Source organism: Kribbella caucasensis, assembly GCF_004361855.1.
GTDB classification, from domain to species: Bacteria; Actinomycetota; Actinomycetes; order Propionibacteriales; family Kribbellaceae; genus Kribbella; species Kribbella caucasensis.
On record NZ_SNWQ01000008.1, the window covers coordinates 220964 to 240816 of the forward strand.

At 68.7% G+C, this 19853-nt stretch carries 20 protein-coding genes, 1 tRNA gene and 1 riboswitch; of the genes, 4 read left to right on the forward strand and 17 right to left on the reverse strand.

Translation table 11 applies throughout. From position 1 onward, the window contains the following. Nucleotides 1-37 precede the first annotated feature (37 nt). The 6 genes from EV643_RS18500 to aroH form a co-directional block, all read right to left on the reverse strand. Nucleotides 38-112: transfer RNA gene (locus EV643_RS18500), tRNA-Pro, on the reverse strand. 68 nt (nucleotides 113-180) lie between these two features. After that, entirely contained in the window at nucleotides 181-1560 is a 1380-nt protein-coding gene (der, locus tag EV643_RS18505) for a ribosome biogenesis GTPase Der (protein ID WP_133801331.1), read from the reverse strand. After that, nucleotides 1553-2281: a lysophospholipid acyltransferase family protein gene (locus tag EV643_RS18510; RefSeq protein ID WP_133801332.1), complete on the reverse strand. Its 729-nt coding sequence runs from the start codon at nucleotides 2279-2281 to the stop codon at nucleotides 1553-1555. The genes der and EV643_RS18510 overlap by 8 nt, the downstream gene beginning before the upstream one ends. Continuing rightward, nucleotides 2278-2964 (reverse strand): (d)CMP kinase, encoded by a 687-nt coding sequence (cmk, locus tag EV643_RS18515; protein ID WP_133801333.1) that lies wholly within the window; start codon nucleotides 2962-2964, stop codon nucleotides 2278-2280. Before cmk ends, EV643_RS18510 begins: the two co-directional genes overlap by 4 nt. 10 nt (nucleotides 2965-2974) lie before the next feature. Next, a complete protein-coding gene (locus tag EV643_RS18520) occupies nucleotides 2975-4039 on the reverse strand; it encodes a prephenate dehydrogenase (protein ID WP_133801334.1) in 1065 nt (354 codons plus the stop codon). Further along, nucleotides 4036-4404, reverse strand: a complete 369-nt coding sequence (gene aroH / locus EV643_RS18525; protein ID WP_133801335.1) for a chorismate mutase — start codon at nucleotides 4402-4404, stop codon at nucleotides 4036-4038. The genes EV643_RS18520 and aroH overlap by 4 nt, the downstream gene beginning before the upstream one ends. A gap of 164 nt (nucleotides 4405-4568) precedes the next feature. On the opposite strand from aroH, the gene EV643_RS18530 reads away from it, so the two are divergent. After that, nucleotides 4569-4748 (forward strand): hypothetical protein, encoded by a 180-nt coding sequence (locus EV643_RS18530; protein ID WP_133801336.1) that lies wholly within the window; start codon nucleotides 4569-4571, stop codon nucleotides 4746-4748. A gap of 151 nt (nucleotides 4749-4899) precedes the next feature. Here the strand turns inward: EV643_RS18530 and EV643_RS18535 are convergent, their stop codons facing one another. The 6 genes from EV643_RS18535 to dop all read right to left on the reverse strand — a co-directional run bounded on the left by EV643_RS18535 (nucleotide 4900) and on the right by dop (nucleotide 10464). Then, the gene (locus EV643_RS18535) at nucleotides 4900-5793 is read right to left on the reverse strand and encodes a bifunctional 5,10-methylenetetrahydrofolate dehydrogenase/5,10-methenyltetrahydrofolate cyclohydrolase (RefSeq protein ID WP_133801337.1); all 894 of its coding nucleotides are present in this window, start codon (nucleotides 5791-5793) and stop codon (nucleotides 4900-4902) included. Between the two features lie 30 nt (nucleotides 5794-5823). Continuing rightward, a riboswitch (ZMP/ZTP riboswitch) is annotated at nucleotides 5824-5915 on the reverse strand. Between the two features lie 375 nt (nucleotides 5916-6290). Further along, complete coding sequence (locus EV643_RS18545; RefSeq protein WP_166665486.1) at nucleotides 6291-6914, reverse strand: NUDIX hydrolase; 624 nt, start codon at nucleotides 6912-6914, stop codon at nucleotides 6291-6293. Beyond that, nucleotides 6911-7798 carry a proteasome subunit alpha gene (gene prcA / locus EV643_RS18550; RefSeq protein ID WP_133801340.1) on the reverse strand — a complete coding sequence of 296 codons (888 nt, stop codon included), beginning with the start codon at nucleotides 7796-7798 and terminating at the stop codon, nucleotides 6911-6913. The genes EV643_RS18545 and prcA overlap by 4 nt, the downstream gene beginning before the upstream one ends. Before the next feature lie 29 nt (nucleotides 7799-7827). After that, nucleotides 7828-8667, reverse strand: a complete 840-nt coding sequence (gene prcB, locus EV643_RS18555; protein WP_133801341.1) for a proteasome subunit beta — start codon at nucleotides 8665-8667, stop codon at nucleotides 7828-7830. An 8-nt stretch (nucleotides 8668-8675) separates the two neighbouring features. Then, nucleotides 8676-8885 carry a ubiquitin-like protein Pup gene (locus EV643_RS18560; protein ID WP_133801342.1) on the reverse strand — a complete coding sequence of 70 codons (210 nt, stop codon included), beginning with the start codon at nucleotides 8883-8885 and terminating at the stop codon, nucleotides 8676-8678. A gap of 58 nt (nucleotides 8886-8943) precedes the next feature. After that, complete coding sequence (gene dop / locus EV643_RS18565) at nucleotides 8944-10464, reverse strand: depupylase/deamidase Dop (protein WP_133801343.1); 1521 nt, start codon at nucleotides 10462-10464, stop codon at nucleotides 8944-8946. Between the two features lie 73 nt (nucleotides 10465-10537). Between dop and EV643_RS18570 the strand changes: the two genes are divergently transcribed. Continuing rightward, nucleotides 10538-11044 carry an NUDIX hydrolase gene (locus EV643_RS18570; RefSeq protein WP_133801344.1) on the forward strand — a complete coding sequence of 169 codons (507 nt, stop codon included), beginning with the start codon at nucleotides 10538-10540 and terminating at the stop codon, nucleotides 11042-11044. Here EV643_RS18570 and EV643_RS18575 read toward each other — a convergent pair. From EV643_RS18575 to EV643_RS18595, 5 genes are all read right to left on the reverse strand, one after another. Then, nucleotides 11030-11443, reverse strand: coding sequence for a hypothetical protein (locus EV643_RS18575; RefSeq protein WP_133801345.1), 414 nt, complete (start codon nucleotides 11441-11443; stop codon nucleotides 11030-11032). The two genes, EV643_RS18570 and EV643_RS18575, sit on opposite strands and share 15 nt — an antisense overlap. Before the next feature lie 263 nt (nucleotides 11444-11706). Then, nucleotides 11707-13452, reverse strand: a complete 1746-nt coding sequence (gene arc / locus EV643_RS18580) for a proteasome ATPase (protein WP_133801346.1) — start codon at nucleotides 13450-13452, stop codon at nucleotides 11707-11709. 320 nt (nucleotides 13453-13772) lie between these two features. Beyond that, nucleotides 13773-14696 carry a tRNA (adenine-N1)-methyltransferase gene (locus tag EV643_RS18585; protein ID WP_133801347.1) on the reverse strand — a complete coding sequence of 308 codons (924 nt, stop codon included), beginning with the start codon at nucleotides 14694-14696 and terminating at the stop codon, nucleotides 13773-13775. Between the two features lie 201 nt (nucleotides 14697-14897). Continuing rightward, nucleotides 14898-16049, reverse strand: coding sequence for a site-2 protease family protein (locus EV643_RS18590; RefSeq protein ID WP_238165655.1), 1152 nt, complete (start codon nucleotides 16047-16049; stop codon nucleotides 14898-14900). A 35-nt stretch (nucleotides 16050-16084) separates the two neighbouring features. After that, nucleotides 16085-16936, reverse strand: a complete 852-nt coding sequence (locus EV643_RS18595; RefSeq protein WP_133801348.1) for an intradiol ring-cleavage dioxygenase — start codon at nucleotides 16934-16936, stop codon at nucleotides 16085-16087. Between the two features lie 170 nt (nucleotides 16937-17106). Between EV643_RS18595 and EV643_RS18600 the strand changes: the two genes are divergently transcribed. Further along, nucleotides 17107-17994 (forward strand): RecB family exonuclease, encoded by an 888-nt coding sequence (locus EV643_RS18600; RefSeq protein WP_133801349.1) that lies wholly within the window; start codon nucleotides 17107-17109, stop codon nucleotides 17992-17994. 171 nt (nucleotides 17995-18165) lie between these two features. Beyond that, a complete protein-coding gene (locus EV643_RS18605) occupies nucleotides 18166-19851 on the forward strand; it encodes a ribonuclease J (protein ID WP_133801350.1) in 1686 nt (561 codons plus the stop codon). The last annotated feature ends 2 nt before the right edge of the window (nucleotides 19852-19853 follow it).

Genomic DNA, 19853 nt, shown 5'->3' on the forward strand with positions numbered 1-19853 from the left:
AAGAGGGGCACCGACAGAATCGGTGCCCCTCTTTGGGTCGGGCTGGGGAGATTTGAACTCCCGCTCTCGTGTCCCCCAGACACGCGCCTTAACCAAGCTAGGCCACAGCCCGGAGCTCGCCCCGAAGAGGCGAACGCGTAAACCTTACCTCATCCGAGAGAGTGCGCCGACCGGGGTCCGTCAGCGTTTCTGCTTCTTCTGGCGGGCTCGGATCTGGACGTGGACAGGGCTGCCGACGAAGCCGAAGTCCTCCCGCAACCTCCGCTCGATGAAGCGCTGGTACGACGACTCGATCTGCCCGGAGGTGAAGAGCGCGAACATCGGCGGCATCGTCGTCGCCTGGGTACCGAACAGGATCTTCGGCTGTTTGCCGGACCGGACCGGGTGCGGATGTGCCGCGACCAGCCGGCCGAGGAACGCGTTCAGCTGGCCGGTCGGGACCCGGGTCTGCCAGCCGTCCAGGGCCGCCTCGATCGCCGGTACCAGCTTCTCCATGTGCCGCCCGGTCAGCGCGCTGATGTTCACCCGCGGCGCCCAGCGGAACTGCACCAGGTCCCGGTCGATCTCGCGTTCCAGGTAGTACCGCCGGTCCTCGTCGACCAGGTCCCACTTGTTGTACGCGATCACCAGCGCCTTGCCGGCCTCCTCGACCGCGTTCATGATCCGCAGGTCCTGCTCGGTCATCGTCTCCGAGGCGTCGATCACCACCACGACGACCTCGGCCCGCTCGATCGCGGCGTTCGTCCGCAGTGAGGCGTAGTACTCATGACCGGTCGCGTTCTTCACCTTGCGCCGGATCCCGGCGGTGTCGATGAACCGCCACTCCTTGCCGGCCAGCGTGATCAGTTCGTCGACCGGGTCGACCGTCGTCCCGGCGACGTCGCTGACGACGACCCGGTCCTCCTTGGCGACCTTGTTCAGCAGCGACGACTTGCCCACGTTCGGCTTGCCGACGATCGCGACGCGGCGCGGCCCGCCGGTCTCGGCGTCGCGCTCAGCCGGTGCCTCGGGCAACGCGGCCAGGATCGCGTCGAGCATGTCGCCGGTACCGCGGCCGTGCATCGCCGAGATCGGGAACGGCTCCCCGATGCCCAGGCTCCACAGGTTCATCGCCTCGGACTCGATCCGCTGGTCGTCGACCTTGTTGGCCGCCAGCACGACCGGTTTGCCCGACTTGCGCAACACCCGTACGACGGCCTCGTCGGCGTCCGTGATCCCGACGGTCGCGTCCACCACGAACAGCACGGCGTCGGCCGCGTTGATCGCCACCTCGGCCTGGGCGGCGACAAGTGCGGCCATCCCGACCGCATCCGGGTCCCAGCCACCGGTGTCGACCACCGTGAAGGACCGGCCCGCCCAGTTGGCGTCGTACGAGACGCGGTCCCGGGTGACCCCGGGGGTGTCCTCGACGACGGCCTCGCGGCGGCCGATGATGCGGTTCACCAGCGTCGACTTGCCGACGTTGGGCCGTCCGACGATCGCCAGCACCGGCAGCGGCCCGGTGTCGTCACGGTCGTGGGTCGGCTCGGCATAGCCGTAGCCGGTGGGCAGGTCACTCATCAGGATCCTTCTCGTCTGGCGCGCCCGGGAGCGGGTGGCCGGTGGCTTCGACGGCCGTCCGGACATGCGCCCGCAGCACCTCGCCGATCTGGTCGGCAATCGCCCGTACGTCGGAGTGCCGCCTCGGAAAGGGTACGCGATCCACCGTGAAGGGTTCGCCATACACCACGTCCACGCGGCTCCCCTTCGGCGGGTAAGCCTCCACATGACCGCCTGGCTGCCTGGTTCCGAGCAGCGCGACCGGCAGGATCGGCGCACCCGTCACAGCCGCGAGGTAACCGACTCCGGAGCGTATCCGGCTGAAGTCGCCCGCGCCCCGGGTGCCTTCGGGGTAGACGCTCAGCACGCGGTTGTCCCGTAGTACTTGGATGGCCTGCCGGACCGCGCGGACGTCGTACGTCGAGCGGTCGACCGCGATCTGCCCGATCCGGTGCAGGAACCTCCCCTGCAGTCCGTGGAAGGCCTCGATCTTGCCCAGCTGATGCAGCATCCGCGGGGCGATCGCGCCGAGCAACGGGCCGTCGAGCAGACCGAGGTGGTTCGGGGCCAGCAGCACCGGACCGGTCTTGGGGAACAGGTGCTCCTGGTGCACGTTCAGCCCGTAGCGACGGTGGAAGTACAGGCGGGCCGCTCGACGTACTGGCAACGCGAGCCGGTACGGCAGCGGCGGCAGATCGTCGGTCCGGGGCAGCTCCTTGTGCCCGGTCACTTCAGCTGTCATGACTCCCGGTCGCGCGGCGCGGCCTCTGCCTCCTTCGCCAGCCGGCAGATCACGTCGATGACCTCCTCGAGGGACAGGTGGGTGGAATCAATCGTCACGGCGCCATCGGAGGCCACCTGGAACTGCGACACAGTGGCGTCATCGGCGTCCCGGCGGACGATCTGGTCGCGCAACTGCTCGGCGGTCACAGCACCCTCGGCCAGCTCGGCCTTGCGGCGGGCCAGCCGGGCGTCGGTGTCGGCTGTGAGCAGCACCTTCAGCTCGGCGTCCGTGGCCACCACGGTCGCGATGTCGCGGCCCTCGACCACGATCCCGCCGGTCGGCTGGGCGTCGTCGATGATCGCGCGCTGCCGGCTGATCAGCTCCTTGCGGACGTCCAGGTTGGTGGCGATCTTGCTGACGCTCGCGCTGATCCGCGGGTCCCTGATCGCCTCGGTGACGTCGATGCCGTCGGCGGTGAAGTGGGCGTGCTGCGCGTCGGTGCTGATCCCCAGCTCGACCGCGCGGGCCCGCTCGGCGACCACCTCGGTGTCGTCCAGGTCCAGATTGTGCTCGAGCGCGGACCAGGTGACTGCCCGGTACATCGCGCCGGTGTCGAGGTACCGCAGCCCCAGTCTGGTGGCGACCCCCCGGGCCGTGCTCGATTTGCCGGAACCGCTCGGGCCGTCAACAGCGATGATCATGAGCGGAAGGTTACCGGTGGACGGACCAGCCACGCTCGGTCAGGACCTCCACCAGCTGATCCACCGAGCCCGGTTTGACCGCGAGCTCGACCTCACCGACCGGGCGGCCGGGGCTGTGGTCGATCCGCAGGTCCTCGACGTTCGCCCCGGACGCGGCCGCGTCGGCGAACAGCCGGGCCAGCTGACCCGGGCGGTCGGGGATCGTGACGAGCACGGTGACGAGGTCGATGTGCGGCGTACCGTGCTTGCCCGGTACCCGCACCGCCCCCGACACCCCGCGATGTAGTACGGCGGTGACCTCTTCCGCCGCCTCTTCTTTGCTCAGGGCAACCAACAACCGGTCGAGCTCGTCCCGGATCTGCTCCAGCAATCCGCTCAGCGCCGGGGAGTTGGCGGAGACGATCTGGGTCCACAGCCCTGGGTCGCTGGCCGCGATCCTGGTCACATCACGGACTCCTTGGCCGGACAGTTCCAGGTGCGCGGACGGTGCGTCCACAAGGGTGCCGGCGGCAAGGGACGACATCAGTTGCGGCAGGTGCGAGACCCGGGCGACGGCCAGGTCGTGGTCCTCGACCGACATCTCGACCGTACGAGCGCCGCATGCCTCCGCGAGTCGGCGTACCAGCTGGACGCCCTCTGGATCGCTGGTCGCGTGCGGCGTGATCGCCCAAGTCGCGCCGTCGAAGAGATCCGCCCGGCCCGCGAGAGGACCGTTCCGCTCGGAGCCGGCCATCGGGTGGCTGCCGACGTACCGCGTCAGGTCGTCGGTGATCGCCTTTGCGTCGGTGAGCGGCTTGCCCTTCACGCTGGCCGCGTCGGTGACGATCGCGTCGGTCTGCCGTAGCTGCTGGGCGATCACCTCGCCGACGTGATCAGGCGGTACGGCGACGACCACCAGCTGTGGCTCGATCTGAACGGATCGGGCACCGGCCCCGATGCGCTCGGCCATCAGGGCGTTCTCCGGGTCGGCGTCCACCAGCTCGACGACCACGCCGAGCCGGCCCAGGGCGAGACCGATCGACGTCCCGATCAGGCCGGTACCGACGATCCGGACCGGTCCGCGCAGCTCGGTCACTGGGCACCGGTCAGGTCGGGGCGCAGCGCGACGGCACCGTGCAGGTAGACGTGCTGGACCTTGTCCCGCGACCGCGGTGTGTCGGCGTGCAGCATCATCCGGACCACCCGCGGCAGCGCGTGCGGTACGTCGATCTCCTGCATGCACATCAGCGGTACGTCGGTCAGCCCGATCTGCCGGCCCGCGACCGCGGGGAACTCGGAGTGCAGGTCAGGCGTGACCGTGAACAGGATGCTGATCAGGTCGTCGGACTCGAGGTCGTTCGCCTCCAGCACCGCCCGGACCAGCTCGGCGGTGCGCTCGAGCAGGTGCTCGCGCTCGTCCGCCTCCAGCTGGGTGGCACCCCGGATCGCCCGTACCGCCACTTGCCCTGCCTCCTAGTTCGCACCGCCCACACCCGCGTCCGAGTGCTGGTTACCTGTCTCAACACTAGGTCAAGGGGTCTCGACCATGCGCAGCCGTCTCGCATGGTGCCCGCCCGAACGCACGCCACCGCGCCTCCTCCCCCACCAGACGTATGGCGCGCCCCGTGCCCACGACCTTGAGCACGCACCAGGCACCCGCGACGCCCGTGCACAACCACGTGGTGCCCAAGGTCGCGGGCCGCCACCAACACCCCACCTTGAGCACGCACCAGGCACCCGCGACGCCCGTGGACAACCACGTGGTGCCCAAGGTCGCGGGCCACGCCACCAACACCCCACCTTGAGCACCCACCAGGCACCCGCGACGCCCGTGCACAACCACGTGGTGCCCAAAGTCACGGGCCGCACCACCAACACCCCACCTTGAGCACCCACCAGCCGCCTTGGAGGCTCGGACACGACCGGCCGGTGCCCAAAGCCGCGGGGCGGTCTCGCCTACCGGCGGGCGGCCGTCTGGGCCTCGGCGGCGTCCACCGTCTGCTCCAGGAGGAGGGCGATCGTCATCGGGCCGACGCCGCCCGGGACAGGGGTCACCAGGCTGGCGACCTGGGCCGCTTCCTCGAAGTGCACGTCGCCGACGTTGCCCTCGTTGTACCCGGCGTCGACGACGACCGCGCCCGGCTTGAGCCAGCTGCCGCGGACGAAGTTCGGCTTGCCCACCGCGGCGACTACGATGTCGGCCTGCCGGACGAGCTCGGCCAGGTCCTTGGTCCGCGAGTGGGTGTAGGTGACCGTCGCATTCGATGCCAGCAGCAACATCCCGGCCGGCTTGCCGAGAATCGGGCTGCGGCCGATCACGACCGTGTGCGCGCCGGCCAGCGGTACGTCGTACGCCTCCAGCAACCGAAGGATCCCGCCCGGCGTACACGACCTGAACCCGGGCTCCCCGAACGCCATCGCGGCGAACGAATGCATCGTCACCCCGTCGACGTCCTTGCCCGGCGCGATCGCCTCGAACGCGGCCCGCTCGTCGATCTGCGCCGGCACCGGGTGCTGCAGGAGGATCCCGTGCACCTCCGGGTCCTCGGACAGCTTGGTCAGCTCGGCGACGAGTTCCTCGGTCGTAGTCTCGGCCGGCAGCACGATGCTCCGCGAACCGATACCGGCCTTCTTGCTCCGGTTCTGCTTCATCCGCACGTACGTCGCCGACGCGGGATCGTCACCGACCAGCACGGTCGCGAGACACGGCTGCACCCCGGTCGTCTCCTGCAGAACCTTCGCGCGGGCAGCGGCCCGCTCCACCATCGCAGCGGCCAGGTCGGTGCCGATCATCAGGCGGGCAGTCGTTTCGCGGGCGATCGTCTCGCGGGCAGCGGTTTCAGTGGTCATGCGGCGCGCTCCTTCGGGCGTCGACGAAAGGTCGGTTGCCCAGGCGCGCGGCTCCAGCCGGAAGATCCCGGCAGGCCGTTCCCCGGTGGTACACCACCTGAACGCCAGTAGCGGCCCACCCCGAAGTCTACCGTCCCGCGCTCACCCAGCTGCCGGGTAGACGATCACCCACCAGCCCGTCGCCGACCACCCACCAGCCCGGTCGACGATCCCCCACCGCCCCCGGTCGACGATCACCCACATGCCCGGTCGACGACCACCCACCGACCCGCTCGACGACCACCCACCAGCCCGGCCGACGACCACCCACCAGCCCGGCCGACGATCGCCCACTGGCCCCGCTCGACGATCGCCCGAATTTGATGGGTTGACCTCCGAGGTTGGGGGTTGCCCACCGAGATTTTGATGGGGCAACCCCCAACATGAAGGGTCAACCCCCGAAATTCCGCGATGGCGATGGCGATGGTGGGAGGTGGGGGTGAGTGAAGCGGGCCCGGTCAGAGGAGGGCGGCGTGGTCGAGGGCGACGTACGCCGCGTCCACGCCGGTCATCGCTCCAGGCGTCCGCAACTCGGCGCGGAACTCGTCCACCGTCAACTCCACCGGGACGCAGTCCTCGAACTCGTCCAGCGACTGTTTCCCATCCGGCCGGCATCCGCGCGCGATGGCGACGAACTTCCGGTAGATCGACGACGCACCCTGCCAATGCCAGCCGACCACCTCGATCGACTCGCAGGTGTACCCCGTCTCCTCCTCCAGCTCCCGCCGTCCGGCCGCGCCCGGTTCCTCACGAGGGTCGATCAGACCACCCGGCAGATTGGTGACGACACCATCCGGCCCTGCCCGGAACAGCCGGACAGTGACGATCCGCCCCTCGGCCGTCAGCGGCAACACCGTGATGCCCGAGTCGATCCCGGCCGCCAGCCGCGGGCCGAACACGTCCCAGTCGGCTTCCCGCCCATCGGGCAACCGGTACAGACGGCGCCTGACGGTCAGAAATCCGTCGTACCCGGGCTCGTCTGCCAGCAACACCCACGGCTCCGGATCGGCAAGTCGGTCAACAACACCGTCCGCCGCGGGAGCTGATCCGGCGGCGGACGGTGGGGTGTTGTCAGGCGTCACAGCGGACGGTCGTCCTCCGGGTCTTCCGGCGGAGCAACCGGTACGTCGTCCTCGGGCGGCGCGACGGGTGCGTCGTCCGCCGATCCCTCGTCGGACGGGGCAGCATCCGTGCTCTCGTACGAACCGCCGTCGACGGGCTCCGAGGGCTCGGCGTGGACGGCCGGCTCGGCAGGCGTCGTGTCCGGCCGGGACTCGGACAGTATCCGGGCCAGCGTCTCCTCCGAGATCCGCTTGAACTTGCGGACCTGAGTCCGGGTCCGGTCCAGCACGGCGACCTCGATCTGGTCCGGGGTCAGCTGGCGCACCTCGTTGGAGTCGTGGCCGAGCGCGTCCACCGCCAGCCGGAGGGCGCCCGCGAGCGAGATGCCCTCCTGGTAGTGCTCGCCCACGTAGTCGGACACCTGCTCGGCCGGGCCACCCATCACGGCGTACCCCTGGACATCGGCGATCGAGCCGTCGTAGGTGAGCCGGTAGATCTGGTCCTCGGCCGTGCTGGCGCCAACCTCGGCGACCAGGATCTCCACCTCGAGCGGCTTCTCACCGCCGGAGGAGAAGATCGCGCCGAGGGTCTGCGCGTAGGCGTTGGCCAGCGCCCGGCCGGTGACGTCGCGGCGGTCGTAGGAGTACCCCCGCATGTCGGCCAGCCGGACCCCGGCGATCCGCAGATTCTCGAACTCGTTGTACCGGCCGACGGCGGCGAACGCCATCCGGTCGTAGATCTCGGCCACCTTGTGCAGCGCGGGCGACCGGTTCTCGGCGACGAACAGGATGCCGTCGGCGTACTGCAGCGCGATCGCGCTGCGGCCTTTGGCGATACCTTTCCGGGCGAAGTCGGCCCGGTCCCGCATCAGCTGTTCGGGCGAGACGTAGAACGGAACGCTCATCGATATCCTTCGGTCGACTCAGGGGACATTCACGACAACGGCGCGTTGGGTCCGTCCGGCCGGTCCCGGCGGGCCCCGACGATCGAGTCGACGATGTCGCCGACCTGGTCGTCCGGCATCCGCTGGTAGCCGTCCGCGGTGACCACCGCGACCACCGGGAAGATCCGCCGGGCCAGGTCCGGTCCGCCGGTCGCCGAGTCGTCGTCGGCCGCGTCGTACAGCGACTGGACCACCGCGGTGACGCAGTCGGTCGCCGACATGTCCTCGCGGTAGAGCTTCTTCAGCGCGCCGCGGGCGAACACCGAGCCGGAGCCGACACTGTGGAAGAACTGCTCCGGGTAGCGCCCGCCGGACGGGTCGTAGGAGAAGATCCGGCCGCCCTGGACGTCCTGGTCGTAGCCCGCGAACAGCGGCACCACGGCCAGGCCCTGCATCGCCATCGCCAGGTTGCCCCGGATCAGCGCGCTCAGCCGGTTCGCCTTGCCGTCCAGGCTGAGTGTGGTGCCCTCGAGCTTCTCGTAGTGCTCCAGCTCCACCTGGAACAGGCGCACCATCTCGACCGCGAGCCCGGCCGAGCCGGCGATCCCGACGGAGGAGTACTCGTCGGCCGGGAACACCTTCTCCATGTCCCGCTGGGCGATGATGTTGCCCATCGTGGCCCGCCGGTCGCCGGCCATCACGACGCCGTCGGCGAAGGTGGCCGCGACGATCGTCGTACCGTGCGGAACGTCCTTGGACAGGTCACCCGCCCCCAGGGCGCGCCGTCCGGGCAGCAGGTCGGGCGCGTGCCCGGCCAGGAAGTCCATGAACGACGAGCCACCTGGGGTCAGGAAGGCTTCCGGCAGGCGGCCGGAGGCATCAAATGTCATCGAGCGGTTCACTCCCCACCCTTTTGCACGAAGCCGCGGACGAACTCTTCCGCGTTCTCCTCCAGCACCTCGTCGATCTCGTCCAGAATCGAGTCGACGTCATCGTCGAGCCGCTCCTTGCGCTCGGCGACCTCCTCGGACGCCTCGACCTGCTCGACCTCTTCCTCGGTCGACGACCGCTTCGGCTGCTTGTGCTGCTGTCCGCCGTCCTTCGCCATGGCACACACCTCCTAGAACCGCTGGAGAGGCCGCCCAACCGACCCCTCTACAGCGACCCTACCCGGCGCCGCCCCCAGTAATGGTGCGAACCAGGTCACTCGCGGTGTCGCATTGGTCAAGAAGTGTCCCGACATGGGCTTTCGTGCCCCGCAGCGGGTCCAGCGTCGGGATCCGCTGGAGCGACTCCCGGCCGGGCAGATCGAAGATCACGGAGTCCCAGGACGCGGCCGCCACCTGCGGCGCGTACTGCTGCATGCAGCGGCCGCGGAAGTAGGCGCGGGTGTCGGTCGGCGGGTGCGAGACCGCCATCCGGATCTCCTCGTCGGTGACCAGCCGCTGCATCCGGCCCGCCTTGAGGAGCTTGTGGTAGAGCCCTTTGTCCGGCCGCAGATCGGCGTACTGCAGGTCGACGAGGCCCAGCTTCGGGTCGTCCCAGCCCAGCCCGTCGCGGTCCCGGTACGACTGCAGCAGCTTGAGCTTGGCGACCCAGTCGAGCTGGTCGGCCAGCTTCATCGGATCGATGGCGAGCTGGTCGAGCACCTGCTCCCAGCGGTGCAGGACGTCCTTGGTCTGCCGGTCCGCGTCGTCGCCGTACTTGTCCTCGACGTACTTGCGGGCCTGCTCCAGGTACTCTGTCTGCAACTGGACCGCGGTCAGCTTGCGGCCGTCCTTCAACGTCATCAGATGCGTGCAGGACGGGTCGTGGCTGATCTCGTGCAGCGCGGTCACCGGCCGGTCGACACTCAGGTCGTCGGTCAGCCAGCCGTCCTCGATCATCGACAGCACCAGCGACGCGGTGCCCACCTTGAGGTACGTCGAGATCTCGGACAGGTTCGCGTCGCCGATGATCACGTGCAGCCGGCGGTACCGGTCCGGGTTCGCGTGCGGCTCGTCCCGGGTGTTGATGATCGGGCGTTTCAGCGTCGTCTCCAGGCCGACCTCGACCTCGAAGTAGTCGGCTCGCTGGCTGATCTGGAAACCGTGCGTGGTGCCGTCCTGGCCGAGCCCGACCCGGCCGGCGCCGGTCACCACCTGGCGGCTGACGAAGAACGGCGTCAGGTGCCGCACGATCGACGCGAACGGCGTGGACCGGCGCATCAGGTAGTTCTCGTGCGACCCGTACGACGCGCCCTTGTTGTCGGTGTTGTTCTTGTAGAGGTTCAACGGGGGTGCGCCGGGGATCTGCCGGGCCTGTCGCGCGCCCTCCATGATCACCAGCTCGCCGGCCTTGTCCCACACCACCACGTCACGCGGATTCGTGCACTCTGGCGACGAGTACTCGGGGTGGGCGTGGTCGACGTACAACCGGGCGCCGTTGGTGAGGATCACGTTGGCCAGGCCGGTCTCCTCGTCGGTGAGCTGGCTCGAGTCCGCCACCTCCCGGCTCAGGTCGAAACCGCGCGCGTCCCGCAGTGGATGCTCCTCGTCGAAGTCCCATCGCGTCTTGCGCGCGAGCGGCTGCGTCTGCGCATAACCGTTCACCACCTGGCTCGAGGTCAGCATCGGGTTCGCCCCGGGCTGGCCCGGCACCGAGATGCCGAACTCGGTCTCGGTCCCCATGATCCGCCGAACACTCATGCGATCGAGCCTACGCGGTCGGACCGCCTAAAGGGGTTGAAGTATCCACAGGGTTACATGTGAGACTTCGCAAGTGGACGAACTCGTGGCCCTGCTGGACTCCGCCGGCGAGGTGTGCGGGTCGGCGCCCCGATCGGTGATGCGCCGGGACAACCTGCGGCACGCGGCGACCGGCGTACTGGTGCGCAATCCGGCGGGTGAGATCTATGTGCATCGGCGGACTCCCACGAAGGACGTGTATCCAGCACGGTACGACTTCATGGCCGGCGGCGTCGTCGCGGCCGGCGAGGATCCGTACGACGCGGTCGTGCGCGAACTGGCCGAGGAACTGGGCATCACCGGGGTGTCATTGGAGAAGCTGCCCGAAGGTGATTACGCCGACGACTTCACCAACTACCGCGCCTACCTCTACGCCTGCACGTGGGACGGCCCGATCCACCACCAGCCCGAAGAGGTCGACTGGGGCACGTGGATGTCGCCCGCCGAACTGGTCGAGCGTTTGAACGACCCCGCCTGGCCGTTCGTCCCCGACACAACTGCCCTCCTCGGCCAGCTGGTGAGGTCCTTAGCCGCGTCTTGAGCGGGAGATTGCCCGGGCGAGGTTGATGCCTACCAGGCCGGCCCAGCTGATCATGATGGCGAAGGTGCCCTGGGTCTCCGCGGCGATCGCGGTGATGGGGATGCCGGCGACGACCGAGCAGATCGCAAGGGCTAGTCCGCCGCCGTCGCCGTCGGACTTCCGGGGCTGCGGCGGTCCGGCGTGCTGCGGGGCGACGGGGTAGCCGGGGGCCTGGGGATAGCCGGGGACCTGCGGGTAGCCGGGAGCGGGCTGGTAGCCGGCCTGGCCGTAGTGGGCGGCCGTGCGCGCATCGAGCTTCTCGAGGAACCCGTCGATGATCTCCGACTCGTACTCCGGCCCCAGTTCCTGCCGGGCCGCAACCGCCGCTCGGAGGTCTTTACGCGTCTCGTCCGTCGCCATATCAGGACCGTACGCCGCCCTCCGCCACCCCACCATCAGGGGAAACCCGGGCCCACCCCTCTGTCAGACTCAAGGCAGGTGTTTCGGCCGCCGCCCCGGTCATCGCGTACGGCGTACTCCGGGCGCCTCGCATCCTCAGCTTGATCGCCGCCATCGCCCTGACCCTGTACGACGGCCAGGCGAACGGTTGCCTGAAGCACCAATCCGAACGACAACCGCCCTGGGCCCGCAGTGGGCGCCAAGGCGGTTGCTCGTGACTGCTTCTACAGGTACTGACCCGTGTTGGTCGCCGTGTCGATCGACCGGCCCGGTTCGGTGCCCTGCTTGCCGGAGATGAGCGTACGGATGTAGACGATCCGTTCGCCCTTCTTGCCGGAGATGCGGGCCCAGTCGTCCGGGTTGGTCGTGTTCGGCAGGTCCTCGTTCTCCTTGAACTCGTCGACGCACGCCTGCAGAAGGTGCTGCACCCGCAGCCCCTTCTGCTTGTCGTCCAGGAACGCCTTGATCGCCATCTTCTTCGCCCGGTCGACGATGTTCTGGATCATCGCGCCCGAGTTGAAGTCCTTGAAGTACAGGACCTCCTTGTCACCGTTGGCGTAGGTGACCTCGAGGAACCGGTTCTCGTCGGCCTCGGTGTACATGCGCTCGACGACGCGCTGGATCATCCCGTTCACGCACTCGGCCTTGTCGCCGCCGAACTCGCCGAGGTCGTCGGCGTGCAGCGGCAGCGTCGTGGTCAGGTACTTCGAGAAGATGTCCCGCGCCGCCTCGGCGTCCGGCCGCTCGATCTTGATCTTCACGTCCAGCCGGCCGGGTCGCAGGATGGCCGGGTCGATCATGTCCTCACGGTTCGAGGCACCGATGACGAGCACGTTCTCCAGGCCCTCGACGCCGTCGATCTCGCTCAGCAGCTGCGGAACGATGGTGTTCTCCACGTCGGAGGACACACCGGAGCCGCGGGTGCGGAACAGCGAGTCCATCTCGTCGAAGAACACGATCACCGGCATACCCTCGGACGCCTTCTCGCGGGCCCGCTGGAAGACCAGCCGGATGTGCCGCTCGGTCTCGCCGACGTACTTGTTCAGCAGCTCCGGACCCTTGATGTTGAGGAAGAACGACTTCTGCCCCTCCACCCCGGTCCTCTCGGCCACCTTCTTGGCCAGCGAGTTCGCCACCGCCTTGGCGATCAGCGTCTTGCCGCAGCCGGGCGGGCCGTAGAGCAGCACACCCTTCGGTGGCTTGAGCTCGTGCTCAAGGAACAGGTCCTTGTGCAGGTACGGCAGCTCGACCGCGTCCCGGATCTGCTCGATCTGGCCGGTCAGGCCACCGATCTGGGTGTAGTCGATGTCCGGCACCTCTTCGAGGATCAGCTCCTCGACCTCGGACTTCGGGATCTTCTCGTAGACGTACCCCGACCGGGCCTCGAGCAGCAACGAGTCGCCGGCCCGCAGGGGGATGTCGAGCAGCGGCGACGCGAGCCGCACCACCCGCTCCTCGTCCGCCTGCGCGATCACCAGCGCCCGCTCGCCGTCGGCCAGCAGCTCCTTCAGCATCACCACGTCGCCGACGACCTCGAAGCCGACGGCCTCGACCACGTTCAGCGCCTCGTTCAGCATCAGTTCCTGGCCGAGGTGCAGCGCGTCCAGGTCGACGGACGGGCTCGCCGCGACGCGGAGCTTGCGGCCACCGGTGAACACGTCCAGCGTGTCGTCGTCGTTGCGGCCCAGGAAGGTCCCGAAACCGGACGGCGGTTGGGCCAGCCGGTCGACCTCCTCCTTGAGGGCGATGATCTTCTCACGGGCCTCGCGCAGCGTTTCCGCCAACCGCTCGTTCTGAGCGGTCACACTCGCCAAGGACGCCTGGGTTTCGGACAGCCTGCTCTCGAGCGACCGGCTGTCCGCCGGGTGCTCCAGCAACCGACGCCGCAACGCTGCGACCTCGGCTTCCAGGTAACGGACCTGGTTACGCAGCTCTGCCGCGGTAGGGCTCTCGTCTCCAGCCACGATCATCACCTCACCATGTGGGGCTCGACCCTATGGACCTTACCCAGAAAACCTCACTGGGCAAGCGGAATCCCATCACGTGTCGGTTGCGGATGAATTGGTTGCCCGATCGAGGCTGTTGGTCACCGGATATCGGCCTGGCGCCTAGCACGGAATACCGTTTACCAGCGCCTTCCCAGGGCGTGTCGTACGCCGTTTCGGATCACATCGACCGACTACCCCGGTACGCCCTTACCGAACCACGCCGGCCACCTGTACCGGCGTACAGAATCAACCGTCCGATCTGCGGAGTGAGGCGTCGTCGGGGTGCAGCCTGACCTGCGGAATCAGGCCTCGTCGGTGCGGTCGGATCGGCGGGGGCCGGTGTAGTCGTCGCCGTACGCCCCGGGCGCGGGCCGGCGCTTCTTCAGCGGCGCCTTCACCCCCGGCGCCATCCGCCGCGCCGTCACCAGGAACGCGGTGTGCCCCTGCATCCGATGCCCCGGCCGAACGGCCAGCCCCTCGACGTGCCAGTCCCGGACCAGCGACTCCCAGGCCCGCGGCTCGGTGAACTCGCCATGCGCCCGCAACGTCTCCACAAACCGGCTCAGCTGCGTCGTCGTCGCAACGTAAGCGCAGAACACCCCGCCAGGCGCCAAGGCACCCGCCACGACATCCACGCACTCCCACGGCGCCAGCATGTCCAGTACGACGCGGTCCACGTCGGTCTCGGACAGCTTGTCGACCAGATCCCCGACCTCGAGCCGCCAGGCCGGGTGCTCCCCGCCGAAGAAGCCGGTCACGTTCTTCCGCGCGACCTCGGCGAAATCCTCCCGCCGTTCGAACGAGATCACCTGACCCTGGACCCCGACCGCCCGTAGCAACGCCGTCGTCAGCGCGCCCGATCCGGCACCCGCCTCGACCACCTTCGCACCTGGGAAGACGTCGGCCATGGTGACGATCTGGGCGGTGTCCTTCGGATAGATCACGGCGGCACCGCGCGGCATCGACACCGAGTAGTCCGCCATCAGGGGCCGCAGCGCCAGGTACTCCACCCCGCCCTTCGACCGGATCGTGACCGCGTCCGGCCCGTCGATCAGGTCGTCGTGCTCGATGCCGCCCTTGGTCGTGTGGAAGATCTTCCCCCGCTCGAGCTTCACCGAGTGCCGGCGCCCCTTCGGGTCCGACAACGTGATCCACTCCCCCGGCTGCAACGACCCTCGATGCACCCCGGAAAACGCCGCATCAGGAAACTCACCAACATCACCCATAAGGGGCCTAACCCTACTTCCCCACCCCCCACCCACCCGCGCCGCCCAGTCGCCGTACCGATCGACATGGGGTAGTGCCCCAACCGGCTCTCCCAGACGCTCCGGCCCGCGTGGCCGCGCCTATACGTACATGACTACGTCCTGTCGATCGGGACGCAACAGACCCGACGGAGTCCCCCGCACCGGGTTGGGCGGCGGGGGTCAGCGGGCGCGGAAGGCGCGTTCTACGTCGGCGGTGGCCAGGACGCCGTAGACCTGGCCCTGGGCGTCCAGGACGAGGTACTCCGAGGCCGGGTTCTTCCGGAGAGTGGCGAGGATCTCCTCGCCGGTGTCGTTGACGCCGATGATGTGGCCCGGGCCGATCCGGGTGGCGACCTCGCCGACGTTGGTCCAGGGGCGCTGGTTCGGGGCGATGGCCGCGACGGCCGACTCCGAGACCAGGGCGTGCGGCTTGCCGTCGCCGTCGATCACCACGACCGCGCCGGCGTGGGCCTCCGCGGCGAGCCGGACGGACTCGGACACCGGGGTCGAGGCATGTACGGCGATCGCGCGGCGGGCCAGGCTGCGGACCTGCAGGGCCGGGAGCTTGCGTTTGAGGCGCGCCTGCATCAGGGCAGCGGTCGACCCCATCCAGAGGAAGAACCCGACGGCGAGCGCGATCACGAAGTCGATCAGGGTCGGCTGCCGGTTGAAGAGCTCCTCCAGGATCACCGGCGCGGCCAGCACGGCGATCGCGATCAGCCGGCCGCCCCACGCCGCGACCACGGTGCCGGTGTGCATGTTGCCGGTCAGCTTCCAGACCAGCGCGCGCAGCACCCAGCCCCCGTCGAGCGGCAGCCCCGGGAGCAGGTTGGTGATGCCGACGATCAGGTTCGCAACTGCGAGCTGCACCAGCGCGACATACGCGACACCCTCGTCGGCGGCCCGCGACCCCAGGTACGCCGCGCCGCCGACCAGCAGGGACGCGATCGGCCCGACCACCGAGATCGAGAACTCCTCCAGCGGCGACTTCCGCTCGCCTTCGATATGCGTGCCGGCCGCGAAGAAGCCCAGGTTGATCTCGGTCACCGAGACCTTGAACCGCAGTGCCATCAACGCGTGCGCGAGCTCGTGCAGCAGCACCGACAGGGTGAAGGCGATCACGAACGCGAACGACGCGACGTACCGCCAGCCACCGAGGGACGGGAACTGCTGCCCGATGATCGTGGAGAACCCGATCGCCAGCAGCACCGCGACCGGAAGCCAGGTGACCCGCATCGTGAGCTGGATCCCCTTGACGCGACCGAGCACCCAGGTGCCGGGGGGCGGACCGGCGGGCTGGGCGGGAATCTGGGGATCACGCGACTCTGACATCGAGGCAACGCTACTTGGCCTTTGGTAACTCCGTGCTACACACCCACGTTAAGGCGAGCCACAAATCCGTCCTGGACGCTGCCGGTGACCGTGGCGAGCTGGTGGACGCCGTCGTCGTCGCCGAAAACGTTGTCGTCCTCCAGCGAGGTCTGGGCCATGTTCCGCGCACTGCCGTCGTACCCGTCGGTGGCGTAGACGGTGTTGCAGACGTCCTTGGGCAGGGCGAGCTGCGACGTCCGGCTGATCTTCCCCGCGGCCGTGGCCTCGGACAGGCTGGCGTAGACCTCGAAGTGGATGTGCGGCCAGCGGCCCATGTACGCGGCCGGGAAGATCGTGGTGAAGGTGACCTTGCCGGAGGAGTCGGCCGCCTGGACGCCGCGGAGGTAGTTCTCGTTCGTCACGCCGTCGGAGTAGAGGGAGTAGCGGCCCTCCGCGTCGCAGTGCCACAGGTAGACGGCCGCACCTTGGAGAGCGGTGTCCTTGTCCGCGTCCAAGATGGTGAGTTCGACCGTCAGCGGTACGCCGGTCGCGGTGCCGGATGCGGAGCCGAAGGACTTGGTGATGTCGCTGCGGACGATGCCGGACTCGGTCAGGACGTTCGGGCCGTTGGAGCCGTCACCCGGGTACGGGCCGCCCGTTTCCTGCGGAATCGCGTCCACGTCGACAGTGCCGGTCGACGTACTGCTGGATGCCGTCGGCGTGCTCGAGGTCGTGGTGCTCGTCGTTCCCGAGGTGGTCGAATCGGTGGCGTTGTCGGCGGCGCAGCCGGCCACGACGGCGAGCCCGGCGCCGGCGAAGAGGCCGAGAAACCTCCGTCGCTGCAACGTGCCGAGGTCGTACTCCAAGCCCAGATCGTGTTCACGGGGCGGTTTCTGCGGAGGGGTCATGATGGCTCCTTGCCGGGGTTCGATGGGAGCAATCCTGGCAACCGGGGCCGATGGTTTGCCGAAAGTCTGCTGGGAGTTTGCTGGGAACGGTTCTCCACAGGTCTGGGGTTTTCCACAGGTCCGGGTGGTGTGCACGCGAAGTGTCGGTCGGCTCGCCTAGGGTTCTGGGTATGAGCGTTGCAGCCGAAGTCGATGTGCACGGGCATCCGCGCGGGGCGTTGTCGCCATCCCGTGCCGCGGACTTCATGAGCTGCCCGCTCAAGTACCGCTTCCGTGTCATCGACCGGCTGCCGGAGAAGCCGTCCGCGGCCGCGGTCCGCGGGACGGTGGTGCACGGCGTGCTGGAGCGGTTGTTCGACCTGCCGCGTGGTCAGCGGACCCTGGAGCACGCGGCCGAGATGCTGGAGCCGCAGTGGCAGCAGGTGCTCGAGGCCGAGCCAGAGGTCGCTCAACTGTTCGAGGACGACGCGGATGGGGCCGAGCTGGCGAAGTGGCTGGCCGAGGCGCATCAGCTGCTGGGGAAGTACTTCACCCTCGAAGATCCGAACGCGCTGGAGCCTGCCGAGCGGGAGCTGTACGTCGAGACCGAGCTCGACTCAGGCCTGGTACTACGCGGGTACGTCGACCGGCTGGACGTCGCGCCGACCGGCGAGATCCGGGTGGTCGACTACAAGACCGGGCGCTCGCCGTCGGAGTTCTTCGAGGCCAAGGCACTGTTCCAGATGAAGTTCTACGCGCTGGTCCTGTGGCGGTTGCGCGGTGTCGTCCCGGCGATGCTCCAGCTGGTGTACCTCGGCAACGGCGAGATCGTCCGCTACATCCCCGACGAGGCCGACCTCCGCGCCTGCGAACGCAAGGTCGCCGCGTTGTGGACCGCCATCACCCGGGCCCTCGAGTCCGGCGACTGGCGCCCGAGTCGCGGCCCGCTCTGCGAGTGGTGCGACCACAAGGCGATCTGCCCCGCCTGGGGCGGCACACCTCCGCCGCTCCCGACCCGTTCGGTCGAAGAAGTCGCTCAGGAGTCGGCCGGCATCGACCTCGTGGGAGTGGACGGCTGAGCACCCCCGAGCACGCCTCCCAGGCAGGTTGAGGTCCTGCATCACCCCCGCGGCCACCCGGCTTTCGCCGACCCGACACGCCGTCGCGACCTGGGGTTTGAGGCGCTGGTCACACTGCGTGCGGCCGGGTGATGTCGGTGCCGGCGGGGTTCCTCGGATAACGTCCGGGCTATGAGTCATCCGCATCCTGACCTCGGTCAGCCTCCTCGCCTTCCCGACGACGCACTCCGGGTGGTGGCGCTCGGCGGGCTCGGTGAGATCGGCCGGAACATGACCGTGTTCGAACACCGCGGCCGGTTGCTCGTGGTGGATTGCGGGGTGCTCTTCCCCGAGGAGCACCAGCCAGGCGTCGACGTGATCCTGCCCGACTTCGGCTGGATCCGGGACCGGATGGACAAGATCGACGCGATCGTCCTGACCCACGGTCACGAGGACCACATCGGCGGCGTCCCGTACCTGCTCAAGGAGCGCGGGAACATCCCGGTCGTCGGCTCGAAGCTCACCAACGCGTTCATCACCTCGAAGCTGAAGGAACACCGGCTGAAGCCGGCGACGGTCGAGGTCAAGGAGGGCGACAAGCGCAAGTTCGGGCCGTTCGAGTGTGAGTTCCTGGCCGTCAACCACTCGATCCCGGACGGCCTGGCGGTCGCGATCCGGACGAAGGCCGGCGTCGTACTGCACACCGGCGACTTCAAGATGGACCAGTTCCCGCTGGACCGCCGGCTGACCGACCTGCGTGGGTTCGCGCGGCTCGGTGAGGAGGGGGTCGACCTGTTCATGACGGACTCGACCAACGCCGACGTACCGGGGTTCACCACGGCGGAGAAGGATCTCGGGCCGGCCATCGACGCGGTGTTCCGGACCGCGCCAGGGCGGATCATCGTGTCGAGTTTCGCCAGTCACGTGCACCGGATCCAGCAGGTACTGGACGCGGCGAAGGCGGGCGGCCGGAAGGTCGCGTTCGTCGGCCGTTCGATGGTCCGGAACATGGGTATCGCCCGCGATCTCGGCTACCTGAACGTACCGCGCGGCCTGATCGTCGACCTGAAGGAGCTCGAGCAGCTACCGGACCGCAAGGTGACGCTGATCTGCACCGGGTCCCAGGGCGAGCCGATGGCCGCGCTGTCCCGGATGGCGAACCGCGACCACATGATCCGGATCGGCGAGGGCGACACCGTCCTGATGGCGAGCTCGCTGATCCCGGGCAACGAGAACGCGATCTACGCGGTGATCAACGGCCTGATCCGCTGGGGTGCGCACGTCGTCCACAAGGGCAACGCGAAGGTGCACGTGTCGGGTCACGCGAGCGCCGGCGAACTCGTCTACTGCTACAACCTGGTCAAGCCGCGCAACGTGATGCCGGTGCACGGCGAGTTCCGGCACCTGAAGGCGAACGCGGAGCTGGCCGTCAACACCGGCGTACCGGCTGATCGGGTGATCATCGCCGAGGACGGCGTCGTGGTCGACCTGCACAAGGGCAAGGCGCGGATCACCGGCAAGGTCGAGGCGGGATACGTGTACGTCGACGCGATGACGGTCGGCGGGGTGACCGAGGCGAGCCTGAAGGACCGCCGGGCGCTGGCCGAGGAGGGCGTCGTCACGGTGGTGCTGATCGTCGACGCGCACACCGGGAAGCTGGCCGAGCCGCCGGACTTCCTGGCGCGTGGGTTCGTGCACGACGACACCACGTTCAAGCCGGTCGGGCCGGTGATCGAGGACGCCCTGGCGAAGGCGGCCGCCGAGAGCATCGGCGACGCCACCCAGCTCGAACAACTCGTCGGCCGAGCCGTCGGCAACTGGATCTACCGCAAGTGGCACCGCCGCCCGGTCATCATCCCAGTCGTCATCGATGCCTGAGT

Bases quoted from the DNA above. Each gene is read 5' to 3' on its own strand.
- EV643_RS18595 (WP_133801348.1), bottom strand. From the start codon at position 16,936: ATGACCCCTCCGCAGAAACCGCCCCGTGAACACGATCTGGGCTTGGAG.
- EV643_RS18575 (WP_133801345.1), bottom strand. From the start codon at position 11,443: ATGGCGACGGACGAGACGCGTAAAGACCTCCGAGCGGCGGTTGCGGCC.
- EV643_RS18590 (WP_238165655.1), bottom strand. From the start codon at position 16,049: ATGTCAGAGTCGCGTGATCCCCAGATTCCCGCCCAGCCCGCCGGTCCG.
- EV643_RS18600 (WP_133801349.1), top strand. From the start codon at position 17,107: ATGAGCGTTGCAGCCGAAGTCGATGTGCACGGGCATCCGCGCGGGGCG.
- prcB (WP_133801341.1), bottom strand. From the start codon at position 8,667: ATGACATTTGATGCCTCCGGCCGCCTGCCGGAAGCCTTCCTGACCCCA.
- EV643_RS18560 (WP_133801342.1), bottom strand. From the start codon at position 8,885: ATGGCGAAGGACGGCGGACAGCAGCACAAGCAGCCGAAGCGGTCGTCG.
- EV643_RS18585 (WP_133801347.1), bottom strand. From the start codon at position 14,696: ATGGGTGATGTTGGTGAGTTTCCTGATGCGGCGTTTTCCGGGGTGCAT.
- der (WP_133801331.1), bottom strand. From the start codon at position 1,560: ATGAGTGACCTGCCCACCGGCTACGGCTATGCCGAGCCGACCCACGAC.
- dop (WP_133801343.1), bottom strand. From the start codon at position 10,464: ATGAGTGTTCGGCGGATCATGGGGACCGAGACCGAGTTCGGCATCTCG.
- arc (WP_133801346.1), bottom strand. From the start codon at position 13,452: ATGATCGTGGCTGGAGACGAGAGCCCTACCGCGGCAGAGCTGCGTAAC.
- EV643_RS18605 (WP_133801350.1), top strand. From the start codon at position 18,166: ATGAGTCATCCGCATCCTGACCTCGGTCAGCCTCCTCGCCTTCCCGAC.
- cmk (WP_133801333.1), bottom strand. From the start codon at position 2,964: ATGATCATCGCTGTTGACGGCCCGAGCGGTTCCGGCAAATCGAGCACG.
- EV643_RS18510 (WP_133801332.1), bottom strand. From the start codon at position 2,281: ATGACAGCTGAAGTGACCGGGCACAAGGAGCTGCCCCGGACCGACGAT.
- prcA (WP_133801340.1), bottom strand. From the start codon at position 7,798: ATGAGCGTTCCGTTCTACGTCTCGCCCGAACAGCTGATGCGGGACCGG.
- EV643_RS18535 (WP_133801337.1), bottom strand. From the start codon at position 5,793: ATGACCACTGAAACCGCTGCCCGCGAGACGATCGCCCGCGAAACGACT.